At 69.8% G+C, this 15367-nt stretch carries 16 protein-coding genes; 12 read left to right on the top strand and 4 right to left on the bottom strand.

Annotated elements, in window-relative coordinates; translation table 11 throughout:
- Positions 1-49: 49 nt before the first annotated feature.
- Complete coding sequence (locus tag MicB006_RS03095; protein ID WP_116503708.1) at positions 50-955, top strand: oxidoreductase; 906 nt, start codon at positions 50-52, stop codon at positions 953-955.
- Positions 956-1028: 73 nt separating this feature from the next.
- Positions 1029-2096 carry a DUF2855 family protein gene (locus tag MicB006_RS03100; RefSeq protein ID WP_116503710.1) on the top strand — a complete coding sequence of 356 codons (1068 nt, stop codon included), beginning with the start codon at positions 1029-1031 and terminating at the stop codon, positions 2094-2096.
- 5 nt (positions 2097-2101) lie between these two features.
- Here the strand turns inward: MicB006_RS03100 and MicB006_RS03105 are convergent, their stop codons facing one another.
- Complete coding sequence (locus MicB006_RS03105; protein ID WP_116503712.1) at positions 2102-3376, bottom strand: GAF domain-containing protein; 1275 nt, start codon at positions 3374-3376, stop codon at positions 2102-2104.
- A 156-nt stretch (positions 3377-3532) separates the two neighbouring features.
- On the opposite strand from MicB006_RS03105, the gene MicB006_RS03110 reads away from it, so the two are divergent.
- Both MicB006_RS03110 and MicB006_RS03115 read left to right on the top strand, forming a co-directional pair.
- Positions 3533-4921, top strand: a complete 1389-nt coding sequence (locus MicB006_RS03110; protein WP_116503714.1) for a glycoside hydrolase family 6 protein — start codon at positions 3533-3535, stop codon at positions 4919-4921.
- A 195-nt stretch (positions 4922-5116) separates the two neighbouring features.
- On the top strand, positions 5117-5314 hold the full coding sequence (locus MicB006_RS03115; RefSeq protein WP_073825745.1) for a hypothetical protein: 198 nt from the start codon (positions 5117-5119) through the stop codon (positions 5312-5314).
- A gap of 9 nt (positions 5315-5323) precedes the next feature.
- On the opposite strand, the gene MicB006_RS03120 is transcribed toward MicB006_RS03115, so the two are convergent.
- Entirely contained in the window at positions 5324-5977 is a 654-nt protein-coding gene (locus MicB006_RS03120) for an NADPH-dependent F420 reductase (RefSeq protein WP_116503715.1), read from the bottom strand.
- A gap of 31 nt (positions 5978-6008) precedes the next feature.
- Positions 6009-6695 (bottom strand): SDR family NAD(P)-dependent oxidoreductase, encoded by a 687-nt coding sequence (locus MicB006_RS03125; RefSeq protein WP_116503717.1) that lies wholly within the window; start codon positions 6693-6695, stop codon positions 6009-6011.
- Positions 6696-6806: 111 nt separating this feature from the next.
- Here MicB006_RS03125 and MicB006_RS03130 point away from each other — a divergent pair, with 111 nt between their 5' ends.
- On the top strand, positions 6807-7427 hold the full coding sequence (locus tag MicB006_RS03130) for a TetR/AcrR family transcriptional regulator (protein ID WP_073825737.1): 621 nt from the start codon (positions 6807-6809) through the stop codon (positions 7425-7427).
- Between the two features lie 14 nt (positions 7428-7441).
- Positions 7442-8011, top strand: coding sequence for a nucleotidyltransferase family protein (locus tag MicB006_RS03135; protein WP_116503719.1), 570 nt, complete (start codon positions 7442-7444; stop codon positions 8009-8011).
- Positions 8012-8026: 15 nt separating this feature from the next.
- On the opposite strand, the gene MicB006_RS03140 is transcribed toward MicB006_RS03135, so the two are convergent.
- Positions 8027-8518, bottom strand: a complete 492-nt coding sequence (locus MicB006_RS03140; RefSeq protein WP_225980623.1) for a DinB family protein — start codon at positions 8516-8518, stop codon at positions 8027-8029.
- 708 nt (positions 8519-9226) lie between these two features.
- Between MicB006_RS03140 and MicB006_RS03145 the strand changes: the two genes are divergently transcribed.
- From MicB006_RS03145 to MicB006_RS03170, 6 genes are all read left to right on the top strand, one after another.
- The gene (locus tag MicB006_RS03145; RefSeq protein WP_073825730.1) at positions 9227-9523 is read left to right on the top strand and encodes a helix-turn-helix domain-containing protein; all 297 of its coding nucleotides are present in this window, start codon (positions 9227-9229) and stop codon (positions 9521-9523) included.
- A gap of 394 nt (positions 9524-9917) precedes the next feature.
- Complete coding sequence (locus tag MicB006_RS03150; RefSeq protein ID WP_116503721.1) at positions 9918-10121, top strand: cold-shock protein; 204 nt, start codon at positions 9918-9920, stop codon at positions 10119-10121.
- Positions 10122-10401: 280 nt separating this feature from the next.
- A complete protein-coding gene (locus MicB006_RS03155; RefSeq protein ID WP_073825727.1) occupies positions 10402-10683 on the top strand; it encodes a hypothetical protein in 282 nt (93 codons plus the stop codon).
- A gap of 580 nt (positions 10684-11263) precedes the next feature.
- Positions 11264-11803 carry a SigE family RNA polymerase sigma factor gene (locus MicB006_RS03160; protein WP_370013411.1) on the top strand — a complete coding sequence of 180 codons (540 nt, stop codon included), beginning with the start codon at positions 11264-11266 and terminating at the stop codon, positions 11801-11803.
- A gap of 34 nt (positions 11804-11837) precedes the next feature.
- Positions 11838-13022 (top strand): hypothetical protein, encoded by a 1185-nt coding sequence (locus MicB006_RS03165; protein ID WP_192900179.1) that lies wholly within the window; start codon positions 11838-11840, stop codon positions 13020-13022.
- A 340-nt stretch (positions 13023-13362) separates the two neighbouring features.
- Positions 13363-14802: an alpha/beta hydrolase gene (locus MicB006_RS03170; RefSeq protein ID WP_161565907.1), complete on the top strand. Its 1440-nt coding sequence runs from the start codon at positions 13363-13365 to the stop codon at positions 14800-14802.
- The last annotated feature ends 565 nt before the right edge of the window (positions 14803-15367 follow it).

Below are 15367 nucleotides of genomic sequence, written 5' to 3' on the forward strand. Positions count from 1 at the left end.
CGCTCCTAGCGTCATCGCTCGACGCGAACCCGCACCCGAGGAGCAGCAGATGACCGGATGGACCACCGACCGCATCCCCGACCAGCGCGGTCGGGTCGCCGTCGTGACCGGCGCGAACTCGGGCCTCGGCCTGGTCACCGCCACCGAACTGGCCCGCCACGGCGCCCACGTCGTGCTGGCCGTGCGGAACACCGCCGCCGGCCGGGAGGCCGCCCGCCGCATGGGCGGCGACACCGAGGTACGCGAGCTGGACCTGGCCCGCCTCGATTCGGTACGCGCGTTCGCCGCGAAGCTGACCGCCGACCACCCGACGATCGACCTGCTGGTCAACAACGCCGGCGTGGTGCTGCTCGGCCCGCGCCGTACCTCCGCCGACGGCTTCGAGCTGCAGTTCGCCACCAACACGCTGGGCCCCTACGCGTTGACCGGCCTGCTGCTGGACGCGCTCGCCGGGGCGCGGGCGGCGCGGGTGGTGAGCCTCAGTTCCCTCACCCACCGCAACGCGCGGCTCGACTTCGGCGACCTGATATCCGAGCGCGACTACCGGGCCTCTGCCGTGTACGGCCGGTCGAAGCTCGCCACCACCGTCTTCGGCGTCGAGCTGGACCGCCGCCTGCGCGCGGCCGGGTCGCCGATCGTCAGCGCGCTGGCGCATCCCGGTCTCACCCGCAGCAACCTCACGCCGCGTGCCTGGGAACACCGGGGCCGGCTCGGACGGCTGATCGGGCGGCTCGGTCTGCTCGCCACCCAGCCGGTCGAGCGGGGCGTGTTGCCGCAGTTGCGGGCCGCGACCGACCCGGACGTGCGTGGCGGCCAGTTCTTCGGCCCCTCCCGGCTCTTCGAGACCTGGGGCCCGGTGACCGAGGCGCGGCTCAGCCGGCAGGCCGCCGACCCGGCCGTCGGCAGGCGTCTTTGGCAGGCGGCGGCGGAGCTGACCGGTGTCAGTTACCTCTGAACCCGCGGCGCGAGTGGGATTTTGCACTCCCAGTGCACTTGTCTCCGGTTTCGCCGCTGCCTAGCGTCAGGCCATGGCTGACTCGTGGACGTTCGCTGTGGCCCGTGCCGACCTCGCCCGCACCACGCTCGCCGACGGCGCGGTGCCCGCCCTCGCCGACGGGGAGGCTCTGCTGCGCGTGGACCGGGTCGGCCTGACCGCAAACAACGTGACGTACGCGGTGCTCGGCGAGGCGATGCGCTACTGGGAGTTCTTCCCGCCCGAGCCGCGCGGGCTCGACCGGCAGTGGGGGCTGCCGCCGCTGTGGGGCTTCGCCGAGGTCACCGCGTCCACAGTGGCCGGCGTCGAGCCCGGCCTGCGGGTCTACGGCTACCTGCCGCCCGCCGGCCACCTGGTGGTACGCCCGGAGCGGGTGGACGGGTCCGGCTTCCGGGACGCCAGCCCACACCGGGCCGCTCTGCCCTCGCCGTACAACTCCTACCGGTCGACCACCGGCGACCCCGCGTACCGGGCGGAGCAGGAGGACCTGCTGATCCTGTTCCGGCCGCTGTTCTTCACCTCGTTCATGCTCGCCGACCAGGTCGTCGACAACGACTGGTACGGCGCGGAATCGCTGGTGCTGTCGTCGGCGTCGAGCAAGACGGCGTACGCCGCCGCGTTCGAGCTGCACGGCCGCGGCCCCCGCCTGATCGGCCTCACCTCGCCCGGCAATCTCGCCTTCACCCGGTCGCTCGGCTGCTACGACGAGGTCCTCGCGTACGACGACATCGCGGCGCTCGACGCCGTACCGACCGTCTACCTCGACCTGTCCGGCGCGCCCGCGCACCGGGCCGCCCTGCGAGCCCACCTCGGCGACCGGCTCGTCCGGGACATCGCCGTCGGCCTGACCCAGCAGACGCCGAACGCCGAAGCCGCCGAGGAGGTCTTCTTCGCGCCGGTCCAGATGCGCAAGCGCAGCCAGGACTGGGGCCGGGACGGCCTCGACAACCGGTTCGCCGACGCCTGGCAACGGTTCTCGCAGGTGGTGAGCGGATGGCTCGACGTGCGGGTCGGCGCCGGTCCGGAGGCGCTGCGCGACGCCTGGCTCGACGTCCTCGCCGGTCGTACGCCGCCCCGGGTGGGCCACGTCGTGCAGCTCTGAGGGCGTCAGCGGTTGAGGTAGGCGGCCAGGCCGCCGAGCTCCTCGTTGGCGATGAAGACCGAGCGGACGTTGATGATGGCTTCCTCGACGTGCACCGGGCAGCCCCACGCCGAGTCACCCCACGAGTCGGCCACCTTGATCTCGGCGGGTGCGGCGCAGCCGTCGCTGCCGCCGAGCTGACACTGCCCGGGGCGGGGACTGGCGGCCTGCGCCGCGGCGGCGGCGCGCAGCCGGGCGGTGAGTTTCGCTGCCGCGGCGGCACGTTGCTCCGCCTCGGCCCGTAGCTCCCGCTCCGCCCGCACCACCCGGGCCAGCTCGTCGTGGGCGGCTCGCGCGCGAGCGTCCGCTTCGGACTTCGCCTGTTCGATGTGGTGACGTTCGATGGCCAGGGCGGCGGTGCCGGTGAAGACCCGGGCGAGGGCCAGGTCGGTGTCCCGCGGGACGCGCGGGGTGCGGTGGTACATGGCGAACGTGCCGAGCAGGCTGCCGTCGCGGGCCAGGATCGGCGTGGACCAGCAGGCGGCGAGCCCGGCCCGCTCGGCCAGATCGCGGAAGTCGGCCCAGAACGGGTCGGTGGCGATGTCGGTGACGACTACCGGTTCCCGCCGGTGCGCGGCGGTGCCGCACGAGCCGACGCCCTCACCGGTGGCGATCCCGTCGATGGCCTCGTTGTAGAAGTCGGGCAGGCTGGGCGCGGCGCCGTGGCGCAGGTGCCGGCCGTCGGCGTCGGCGAGCAGGACGGAGACGAGGACCTCCTGCGGCGCGAGGTTCTCGATGCAGCGGGCCATCCCGTCGAGCACCTCGGCCAGGGGCGCCTGCCGGGCGATCTGCTCCAGCATGGCGCGGTGTTCGGCCATCAGCCGTTGCGCGTGCTTGACCTGCGTGGTCTCCACCCCGATCACGCGGATCCCGGTCACCGTGCCGGCGGCGTCGCGGCGCGGCTCGTAGGTGAAGTCGAAGAACGCCTCCCGCGCGTGCGACCCGGTGCCCAGCATGATCCGGGCGTCGTGACCGGTGTAGGACTCGCCCGTCCGGTAGACCTCGTCCAGCAGGGCGATGAAGCCCTGGCCGTCCAGTTCCGGCATCAACTCGGCGAGGGCGACTCCCGTACGTGCGCGTTCCTCACCGATGGCGGTGAAGAACGCCGGGTTCGCCGCCTCCACCACGTGGGTCGGCCCGACAAGCGCCGCGAAGACGGCGATGGACTGCCCGAACAGCGTCCGCAGATCCTCGTCCGCGGGCGTTGGCGTGGGCAGATGCTGGCCCGGTTGCGCCGTCATGCCTGGTCTTCCTCCCACGCCGCTTCGTCGATCGTTGTCAGATTACGGGGCAGTGGCCGACGTTCACATCTTGGCATCGACGCCCGCCTCCGTTACCGTCCATGGGAACGCTCCCATGAACTTAGATACTTCGATGTGATCAGGAGGAAACACGTCGTGGCTATCCTCTCCGCCCGCCGCAGGTCAGCGGCCATCAGCGTGGCGGCCGTCGCGGGCCTCGCCGCCGCCGGCGTCGGTTTCGCCGTCGGCGGCGCGTCCGCCGGCACCGTGTCCGGATCGCTCTACCGCGACCCGAGTTCGGCAGTCGTCCGCTGGGTCGCCGCCAACCCCGGCGACTCCCGCGCCGCCGTCATCCGGGACAAGATCGCCAGCCAGCCGCAGGCGCGCTGGTACGCCAACTTCAACCCGTCGACCATCCAGTCCGAGGTTTCCAGCTTCATCGGCGCCGCCAACGCGGCGCAGCAGATCCCGGTGCTGTCGGTGTACGAGATCACCAACCGGGACTGCGGCGGAGCCAGCGCCGGTGGCGCGCCGGACCTCAACCAGTACCAGACCTGGGTGTCCAACTTCGCCCGCGGGCTCGGCAACCAGACGGTCCTGATCATCCTGGAGACCGACTCGCTCGCCCTGCAGACCTGCCTGAGCACCAGCGAGCTGAACGCCCGCAACCAGGCGCTCACCACGGCGACCCAGACCATCAAGTCGGGCAACCCCAACGCCAAGGTGTACCTCGACGGCGGCCACTCCACCTGGAACAGCGCGAACGACACGGCCAACCGGCTCCGGGCGGCCGGGGTGCAGTACGCCGACGGGTTCTTCACCAACGTGTCGAACTTCAACCCCACGTCCAGTGAGGCGAACTTCGGCCGGGCCGTCATCTCCGCCCTCAACGGCATGGGCATCTCCGGCAAGCGGCAGGTCATCGACACCAGCCGCAACGGCGGAGCGGCCGGGGACTGGTGCGCCGACGACAACACCGACCGGCGCATCGGGCAGTACCCCACGACGAACACCGGCGACGCCAACATCGACGCGTACCTCTGGGTGAAGCCGCCGGGTGAGGCGGACGGCTGCCGCTACACGGCCGGTTCGTTCCAGCCGGACCTGGCCTTCAGCCTGGCCAACGGCGCGCCCAACCCGCCGCCCACCACCGCGCCGCCGACGACCAACCCGCCGACGACCGCTCCGCCCACCACCGCGCCGCCCACCACCGCCGCGCCGACCACGGCGCCCCCGACCACGCCGCCGCCGGCCGGTAACGGCTGCTCTGCGTCGGTCGCGATCAACCAGTGGAACGGCGGCTTCACCGCGAGCGTGAACGTCACCGCCGGCTCGGCGAGCATCAACGGCTGGACCGTGACCATCGCGCTGCCCAGCGGCGCCGCGATCACCGGCACCTGGAACGCCCAGGCCAGCGGCACCAGCGGCACCGTCCGGTTCACGAACGTGGGCTACAACGGACAGGTCGGCGCCGGGCAGACGACCAACTTCGGCTTCCAGGGCACCGGAACCGGCCAGGGCGCGACGGCCACCTGCGCCGCCTGACCCCGCACGACGCCCGCGGGCCCGGCACGGAGGAACGCTCCTCCGCGCCGGGCCCGTCCGCGTGCTCCTGGTCGGCGCGGCTCGCTCAGGCGGCCGGCGGGGGTTACGCTGTTGATGCGGGGTACCGACGGCTGATCGCCGACCCCCTGCCCTTCCCACGGTTTCTCAGCCGCGACGACTGAGTCGAGTGCTGCCGTGCAGATTCCCTTGGAGCACGACGTGCCCGACAAGACATTCGCCCTGAATCCCTTCGGTGTCGAGGGGGTCAAGGCCACCGACGAGGAGCGCAGTCCGGCCGCGGACATCAGCGCCGCCTCCATGACCCGCCTGCGCAGCCCGTTCACCGCGGAAGGGCCCGCCCGCGAGAGCGCCGTCGAGTCCACCCGGCGCTGACGCCGAGAATCACGCCCGCGCGGGTCGCCGCGCTCTCCTCAGGTTGAGGGCCAGCTCCTCGCGGTTCTGGTGCGCGTGCCGGATCCACGCGGGCTGGCCGGGGCCGGTGCGCCAGGATTCGCTCAGCGGGCTGTTGTCCACGGTGTCGAAGCCGAACTGGTCGTACAGCCGCGTCACCAGAGCAACCGCCTCGGGGAAGTTGCTGGAGACGGAGAGCGCCAGCCGGTCAGGGGCGCCGGCAGGCCGGGCGGAGGTGAGAAGGCGGGGCGCCTGGATGTGGGTGAACGCCTTGGCGACCTTCGACATGGGGAGCTGTTCCTGACGTAGTTCGTGGACCGTCTTCTCACCCGAGTCGACGACCGGGATGTGCCCGTCGCGCCAGGCCATGTAGTTGTTCGTGTCCAGGACGACTTTGCCCGCGAGTTCCTCGGCCGGCATGTCGTTGACGACCTTCAGGGGTACGGCGACGACGGCGAAGTCGCCCGCCGCCGCGGCCTCCCTGGCGTACACCGCCCGCGCCGACGGACCCAGCTCGGCGACGAGGCCGGCCAACGTTTCGGGCCCTCGCGAGTTGGCGATGACGACCGCGTATCCGGCCGCGATCGCCGCTCGTGCGATCTGGCTGCCGACCTCGCCCGCGCCGATGATGCCGATGGTTGTCATGGTCTCCACCTCGAAGCTGTCGGTTGTGTGGCTACCAGTTCAGGTGCCCGGACTCGTCCTGGAGCGTCCCGGTCGGGCCGTCCGGGGGGAGCGTCGCCAGGCGTACGACGTTCCGGGCGCTCTCGGCCGGTGACCTGCCGCCGCCGAGCGCGGCGGTCATGTCGGTGGCGGTGAAGCCCGGCTCGACCGCGTTGAACCTGATGCCCGGCTGAGACTTGGCGTACTTGAGGGTGATCATGGTGGCGGCCGCCTTGGACGCCGAGTAGAGCGGGAACGGCAGATCGAACTCCGGCCGGTCGGGATTGTTCGTCGCCCAGAAGGAGCCCGCGCTGCTCGACACCGTGACCACCACGGGGTTGGCGGATCTGCGCAGCAGGGGCAGTGCCGCCTCGGTGACCCGGATGATCCCGACCACGTTGGTGTCGAACACCCGCAGGGCGGTGGGCCCGTCGACGGGGCCGCTCTCGGCGATGCCCGCGTTGTTGACCAGGACGTCGAGCCGGCCCTCGGCCGCGTCGATCGTTGCCAGGGCCTCGGTCACCGAGGCGTCGTCGGTCACGTCGAGGTGCAGGAACCGCGCGCCGAGCGTTGCCGCCGCCTCCTCGCCCTTGCGCTTGTCGCGCGCCCCGACGTAGACGATGTGCCCCAGGTCCAGGAGCTGCCTGGCGGTCGCGAAACCGATGCCCTTGTTCGCGCCGGTGATCAACGTGACGGTCATGCGTCTCCCTCGGTCTTTTGTACTGATCGGTTATGACGTCACCGTAGCAAGGTTCTGTACCGATCGGTTGGTGCGCTGCGTCACTTCTGTACCGAGCGGTAGAGTGGTCGTATGGGCACTCCGACACCGGGACGACCGCGGGCCTTCGACGAGCAGACGGTCCTCGACCGGGCCGCTGAGGTCTTCTGGCGACACGGTTACGAAGGCGCGTCGCTCAGCTCCCTCACCAGCGCGATGGGCATCAACCGGCCGAGCCTCTATGCCACCTTCGGTAGCAAGGAGGAGCTGTTCCGGCGCGCCTTCGCCCGCTACCACGAGACCAACCTGGCCAACGCCCGCGCCGCACTCGAACAACCCACCGCGTACGCAGCCGTGGAGAGCTTCCTGCGCGCCAGCGCCGACGGCCTGACCGCCGACGACCACCCCGCCGGCTGCCTCTCCATCCAGGGAGGGCTCTCCTGCTCCCCGGAGAACACCCGCATCTCCGAGATGCTGGCCGCCGGCCGGGCCGCCACCGAGACCGCTCTCGAAGAACGGCTGTCCCGCGCGGCGAAGGAAGGAGACCTCCCGGAAGGCGTCGACAGCCGGGCACTCGCCCGGTTCGTGATGGCGCTCAGCGAGGGCCACGCCGTGCACGCAGCAGCCGGCGCGAGCCGCGAGGATCTCCAGGCCTCGGTCGACGTCGCGATGCGAGTGCTCAACCTCGCGCCCGGCCCGGCGACCTCCGCCTGATCTCAGGAGAACCGATGCGGGAGGACGAACTGCGGGACCTGGTCCGGCGTAGCCCCTGGCTGATCCGGGCGCTGAGTGTCGTTCGGGACTGCGGCCTGCCGGACGCCTGGATCGGCGCGGGCGTCATCCGCGACCTCGTCTGGGGCGAACGGTGCGGCCACGGGTTCGACCCCTCGTCGGTGCGCGACGTCGACGTGGTCTTCCTCGACCCGGCGGACCTGAGCCGCGACAACGACGACCGGGCCACCCGGCGACTGGTGGCGAGCTGGTCGGATCCGCCGTGGGAGGCGAAGAACCAGGCCGCCGTGCACACCTGGTATCCCGCCAAGTTCGGCGGTGGCCCGGTGAACCCGCTGCGCACCATCGCCGACGCGGTCGCCACCTGGCCCGAGTACGCCACCGCCGTGGCCGTACGCCTCGACACGTACGACCAGATCGCGGTGTGTGCGCCGCACGGCCTCGACGACCTGCTCGACGGCGTGTGGCGACGCAACCCGACACGGGTCGACCCGGAGGTCTCCCGGCAACGACTGGCCCGTCACCGCCCGGCCGAACGCTGGCCCGGCGTCCGCGTCGTGACCTGAGTCGTCGCTCGTTGCTCAGCGCGGGCCCAGCCCGGTCCGCCCGTCGACGAGTTCGCGCACGACATCCAGGTGTCCGGCATGCCGGGCGGTCTCCTCGATGACGTGCAGAACGATCCGCCGCAGGTCCGTCGTCTGCGACGCCAACGGCTCCTCCGGGTGCCGGCCGACAGGTTCCGCCGTCAACGGCGCCGCGGCGATGATCGCGTCGGAGACCTGGCACTGGTCGCGGTAGAAGTCGAAGACCTGGGACGGCGATCGAGACGTGCGCAGTGGTGTGTTCTCGTCCGGCCAGGGCAGCGGCTCCACCGAACCGCGAAAGACCTCCTGGAACCAGTGGCGCTCCGCATGACCGAGGTGCTCCACCAGGCCGAGCGGCGACCACCCGGAGGGCAGGACCGACGTTCGCAGCGTGGTCGGGTCCAGATCAGCCAGGATGGCTCGGACGCTGGCTCGCTGGTATTCGAGGAACTCGCACAGCGTGGCCTTTTCTGCATCGATCTTCGTCACGCCGGCAGGCTAGCGGCCGACGCCGACACTTTCGGGATCGTTGTGATCTTCGATGAGGTGCTCGGTGGGCTCAGCTGTCGGCGCGGCCCTCACGTGCATGCCGGGGCACGCCGCTGACCCTGACGGCGGTCGACCAGAAAATCTAGGTCGAAACGACTAGACATCCTCGGCGACGTGGAATACTCTTCTTCGAGTCGAGAGAGAAGATCCGTCAAGACGCAGACGGGGCCGCCCGGCCGTGAGGTCACGACGGACGGTGAGAAGCGGAATTCGTTCCGCCTGGAACGGCAGTAGAAGCACGTCAGCCTCAACGTGTGATGCGCGATGGGGCATGCAGGTGGGGCCGAGGCTTGTTCAGGGCTCCAGCTGATGTTCGCCGCACGTGTCGGGGCCATGAAGTCGCGTGGGCTCCGGCGCCGACGGACCGTACGACGTACGACCGCAAGGGTAAGAAGTAAGCAGAGGAAAGGGAGGGCCGTACACCGTTGGATCGCCCGCCAGCAGCCCGTCATTCCAGGCTCGGCGGACACCGCAGTTTCCATCGAACGAGAGGTGGTCTCCGGTCACGCATATGCGATCCTCGCACCCGAAGCCTTCGATGGCTGGTGCGGATACGACAAGCCGACTTTCCCGTCGGTAGATGGTGTTCTGACCCGTTAGCCCTGGGCCCCGGCGCTTATGCGCCGGGGCCCTCGACATGGAGGTGGCATGGGGCGAGACCCCGATGACATGTTCGGCGACGAGAACACTCCGGCCTACACCATCGGTCAGGCCGCAGAGATGCTCGGCACCACGCAGGACTTCCTGCGCCGCCTGGACGAGGCGAAACTGATCAACCCGCACCGCTCTGCCGGCGGGCACCGCCGCTACTCCCGCTACCAGTTGCGTCTGGCCGCCCGGGCCCGCGAGATGGTGGATCAGGGCACCGCCCTGGAATCCGCCTGCCGGATCATCATCCTGGAGGACCAGCTCGAGGAAGCCCTGCGGCAGAACGAGAAGCAGTAGCGTGGGCCACGGCGGCAGACTGGCCGGCCCGCTCCCGGCTCGGTCCTGGTAGCCCGTACTCCTGCTTGTCGCGCCTCTTCGCATCCCGGCGATCGGCCGGGATGTTGCTGTTCGTGACCGGCGGCCCGAGGTGGGCTGTAGGCCGCCGGTGCCCGCGCGTGGCGGACCGGCGTTGAGCGCGTCGAGGACGACCGCCATCGGCTCCACGACGGATTATGTGCTACGGTAGCCAGGTTGCAGTTTTGATTTCCGTAGACGTTTTCCGGCGCCTGATGGGGCATCTGAAACCCATCCAGGCGCTTTTCGTTTTTCGTGTCGTTTCGACGCGGGTGATCAACGCGGCGGCGTAAGGGTCCGCACCGTGCGGTCTCTAACAGCCTGCGAAGGAGCAGACATGGCTACAGGCACCGTGAAGTGGTTCAACGCCGACAAGGGCTTCGGCTTCATCAGCCCGGACGACGGCGGCGCCGACGTCTTCGCCCACTTCTCCGCGATCTCGGCGAGTGGCTTCCGCAGCCTCGACGAGAACCAGAAGGTGGAGTTCGACATCACCCAGGGCCAGAAGGGCCCGCAGGCGGAGAACATCCGCCCGCTCTGATCCACACTCTCTGGACGGCGGCCCGACTGATTCAGCGGGCCGCCGTTCGGCGTCTCATGCGCTCACCACATTCCGACCGCGGGCACCAGTCTGCCAAGCAGCGACCCTTATCCCTCACGAGCCGAATACCGCACCGCCGCCGCCCTGACGGTCGAGGCACGTACGGTCGCGGTCCGGTTGGAGCACACCATGGCCGGACTCGACGCCTGCCCTCCTGATGACTGTGAGACAGCCAGGGCCCTCGGGGTGCACGGCGCCAAATTCTGAAGGGTTGATGACTATGACGACGACCTACTCCGGTCCTGCGAGGCTGATCCTGGTCGACGGCACCAGCATCTCCGGCATGGCTTCCCTCAGCACCAACCAGCGCGGAGGACTCAACGGCTGGGGCGGCACGTTCCGTCCAGACGAGATCACGACAGACCTTCGCAACGCAGACCAGGGGCTGCAACTGGAGCTGCCCTACGATCGGGTAGGGACAGTCGCCGTCACCCGCATACGCAAGCTACTCGCCACGCAGGTATTGATGTCGCTGGCAGGCCACGGACCCGCACCATTCTGACCGTACGCCGCACGGCCGCTGCTACATCGCAGCTCGACGCGGTCGATCTGCTCCGACGCAGCGACGAGGGCAGGACCGTGTTGATCGGCAGCTCTGCCTGGAACCGTCAACTCTCCAGCCACTGACGGAGCGTCCCGGGTGCGTTACGCGGGTGCGTGCAGCGAACAGTCGTTCCTTCCCAGGAGAGTGTGCGCACCTGACTCTGTCGGCTCTGCCGGAAAATGACCCCGCGGTTCCGGCTGCCCCGACCGTCGCCAGCCCTGCGTGGTGTCACTCGCGGGTCAGGCCCGGTGGCAGTGCGTCTTCGTCGGGTTGAACCCGCGTTTCAGAAGCCGAGCCATCCTTCCGAGCTGGGACCGGGCCGCGGTGACCGCAAGCGCCGCTGGCTGCCGCGCCCGGCCCGCCGGTCTCCCGGCCGCATGCCCGGTACCACTACCTGCTCGACCGCGACGATGCTCTCTTCAGGGCGCATCGGCGCGACCGTAGAACCCGCTCGATCGTCCTGTCGATCCGCCCACTTCTTCGAGCGGTGCAACTTTCCGGGTGGGCGGTTCCGTTCTACCTCCGTCACGAGGAGGCAGTGGACTTGATAGCCGAAGACGAGCAAGCATTCCGCGAGTTCGTGACGTCAGAAATGGCGTCACTGCGCAAGCTGGCGTACGTGACCTGCGGCGACTGGCACGCGGCGGAGGACGCCGTGGCCAACGCTCTGGTCAGGCTCTACCCCCGCTGGCGGAAGCTGGACCGGCCCGATCTCTACGTCAAGACCATGGTCTACCGGGCCGCGGTCGACGAGACCCGTCGGCCGTGGCGACGCGAGCGGTCGGCCGGTGACGCCATGCCGGACATCGCGCTGCGCGACCCCGCCGGTGCGACCGACGAGCGGATGCGCCTGCGGGCGGCGCTCGACGCTGTGCCACCCCGGCAGCGAGCCGCAGTCGTGCTCCGGCACTACCTGGATCTGAGCCTGGAGGACACCGCCAGTGTCCTGAACTGCACGGTGGGCACGGCCAAGAGTCAGGTCTCCCGTGGCCTGGCGAAGCTGCGCGAGTCGCTCGGCGGCGACCGTACCGATCTCATCGAACCATCGATAAAGGAGTGGACCCATGCGGTTGCGTGATCTCGTTGACGCGGTAACGGGCGATGAGCCGCCGATGTCCCGCACCATCGACGACATCATCACGGCAGGTCGGCGGGCTGAGCGCCGCCGCCGGGCCGGATTCGCGTCAGCCGGCGCGGCGGGCCTCGTCGTGGCCGTGGTCGCCGGCGCGTTCGTGGTACCGACCCTGGGTGCCGAGCAGAGCTCCCCGGCCGCGCCGGTCGTGGCCGGCGCGGCGGCGTCCAAGCCGGCCGGGGCCGAGTGGCCCGACGCCGCGCCGTTCACCTTCACCTTCACCGGGTACGACGCCGGCACGCTGCATGTGCAGGACCCGATCGTCGCGTCCACCGCGTACCAGATCGCCTCCGTCTACTCCGACGGCCACACCTCGAACGACAAGCCCATGACCCGCAAGGAGGTGGAGGAGCAGGGCGCCGCGTTCTTGCGGAACAAGGAAAACGGGAAGCCGGCCCTCTGGGCATACCTGACCGTCTACCGGCCCGGTGCCTTTGACCCCGCCAGGATCAAGGACGGCACGAACGTCACCGTGGCCGGGCGCAGGGCCGTGCAGGCGACGCTGCCGGTCGGCCTTGCCCCGCAGCGCCCGGTGGATGGCGGCAACAAACTCTTCGCCTGGGAGTACGCCGAGAACGCCTGGGCGGCTGTCACGTCGTACTCCGGCGACAAGGCCACGCCGAGCTTCGAGGAGCTGGCCGGCCTGGTCGAAGGCCTGAAGCCCAGCAGGCCGACGCCGGCCCTGGTGCCCTTCACGGTGGGCTACCTGCCGGACGGTTACGTGCCGTTGCAGATCGGCACCCACGCCACGGCGGGCCTCGGCGGCATCGCCGCGGCCCGCGGCGGCGACTACGGCGGCGCGACGTACACCAGGTCCGCCGTGCCCACCACTGGACTGACCGCACCGTACGACGCGACCGAGGGCGGCATCAAAGACGGGTTCCACATCTCCGTCATCCCGAGTAGCAGCGCGGACCAGACGCCGAAGCCCGGTGTGACGAAGTGCTACGACGTACCCGGCCGGCCCGGGTGGGACGGCCCGCTGCCCAACAGCTGGTGCCAGTCCTGGAGCGCCGACGGCACAGTCGTCCTCGAGGTCAGCCCCGCTGGGCACGGTAACCAGCTGCCGCGGGCCGAGCTGGAGAAGATCGCCAAGGCGATCACGGTCGCCGACGTCGAGGACGAGTCGACCTGGACTCCGGCCGCGACCGCCCTGCGGCCATGACGGTCAGCACCGGCACCACGACGGTGCTGTTCCGCAGGACCGTTTCAGCGACTCCTGCCGCAAAGAATGAAGGTCGGGGATGAAACGGAGAGCCAAGGCCGGTCTGATTGCCACGGCAACAGCGGCTCTGTGCGTGGCGGTGGTGCCTCTCGCCGAGGCGAACACCACGCCCCAGTCCGACGCGGTGCCGGTCGGACTGGGGGAGTTCTACGCGCAGCGTCCTGCGTGGGGACCCTGCCCCCGCCCGCCGGTGCCCCCGAGGCGGTCACCGGTTGCTTCGGCGTCCGCGCTTCCCCGTGTCGAGAGCGCGTCCCCGGTGGTGGAATGCACGACTGTGCGGGTGCCGTTGGACTACCGGCGGCCGGGCGGTCCCCGGGAGACCGTCGAGCTCTCCCGGCGCCTGGCGAGCGATCAGCCGAACCGGCTCGGCGTACTGGTCGAGGTCCCCGGCGGGCCGGGCGGGCAGGGAATCTACGCGTCGGAGGATCCGGCGTACGACGCGCTGTCGGCGCGATACGACATCATCGGTTACAACCCGCGCGGCGTCGGGCAGTCACAGCCTCTGCTGTGCGAGGGCACGAACGTGCAGTTGTCCGGCAGGACTCGCTTCACCGACGCGCAGATGCGGGCGTACACCGAGGAGTTCCGCAGGCGTGATCAGCAATGCGAACGCGCGGACGGTGCCCGGCGTCCCTACTTCACCACCGCCAACAACGCCAGAGATCTCGACATCGTCCGCGCGGTCCTGGGTGAGCGTCAGCTGAACCTGATGGGGAAGTCCTACGGCACGTACGTGACGGCCGTCTACGGCACGCTTTTTCCGAAGCGACTGAACCGCAACGTCCTGGACTCCGCGATCCACCCGCAATGGATATGGCGGGAGGCGTGGAAGCAACAGGCAATCGCCCAACGCAGGACCGCCGACGCCTGGATGACGTGGGTGGCTGAGCGCAACGAAACCTACGGGCTGGGCACCACCCGGTCGCAGGTGCACGCCACGATCGAGCGGACCCGGGCGAAGCTGGAGGAACACCCGATCGAACTGGGTTATTCGGTGTACGACGGCACCGCGTTCGACGGCCTCATCGGGGCCACCAACGAGGTGGCGTACTGGGACTTCTTCGCAGAGACGGCGAGCCGGCTGCGTCAGCAGGTCGAGACGCCCTCGGACGTGCCGGGTGACCTGCACCGGGCGTTGGCTCTTCAGCAAGAGATCCAGGCCGACCCGCCACCGACCAGCAATGGCGTCTGGGAGGCAGTCAACTGTGAGGCCGAATGGCCCGCCGACCTCAAGGTGTACTACGCGGACATGCGCTACTTCTCCGAGCACTTTCCCTACGGCTGGGGTGCTTCGGCGGTTTCTCCACGTGAGTGCACCTTCGGCTCGGTGGAGCGTGTCGAGCCGCTGGTGAAGCTGCGCCGCAGCGGCTACCCGACAGGGCTGGTCGTGCATGAGGAGTTCGACCCGCAAACGCCGTACGAGGGCGGTCGGGCGATGGCGGACCTGCTCGGGCACCGGCTCCTCAGCGTCCCCCGCGATGGCTACCACGTCGTCCACGGCACCAACGCCTGCGTCGACGCCGCCATCGACGACTACCTGCTGAACGGAAGGCTGCCGAAACGGGGAGCGGAGTGCGAGGGAACGCCGATCCCCGAGGTTCCGACGGATGGTTCGGCGCGGGCGGGCGAGGACGACCGCCCGTCCCTCGACGAGCAGACGAATCTCTTGTCCGGCCGGATCTCTCGTCCGCTTCAGGCTGGTGGTCGTCAGCCCTCCTGATCTCGACGCATGAGGGCTTGACATCCGCGCCGTGCTGGCCGAACGCCTCCGCAGCCTGCAGATTCCTTGGTACGTCGCGGCTGGCTAGGCGGTGGATCTGTTCCACGGCGCGCAGACCCGCGGGCACGGCGACCTGGAGGTTGCCGTGCCCGCAGCGCACTTTGCGCCCGCGCCACAGTAGATGTAGCCGGAGTGCCTGTGCTGGTTGATCACCTTGAGGTGGGCGTGGACCCGCTGTTCCCGCTGACCTGGTAACAGCTCGAGCAGCGGAACCTGCCGACGCGGGTCACCGCGGCCGACCGCCGGTCGCAAACCGAGGTCCGTGTGCTCCGGGCGTGCTCCTGGGCTGGTAAAACGGGGTGCGGAGAAGGCGGGCGAACGCGGGCCACTCCCTGCCACCCCAGGTGAACCCCCAGGTCGCGAGACTAGGCGCTCGCGCCCCCGTAGCTCAGGGGATAGAGCATCGGTTTCCTAAGACGACGCTCTATCTGTATACAGAGGCCAACTACCTGCGGGTTCCTATTCTGTTTTTAGGTTAGTAGGTCGCACGTGCGCGTTGCTGTGC

The organism is Micromonospora sp. B006, assembly GCF_003408515.1.
GTDB classification, from domain to species: domain Bacteria; phylum Actinomycetota; class Actinomycetes; order Mycobacteriales; family Micromonosporaceae; genus Micromonospora; species Micromonospora echinospora_A.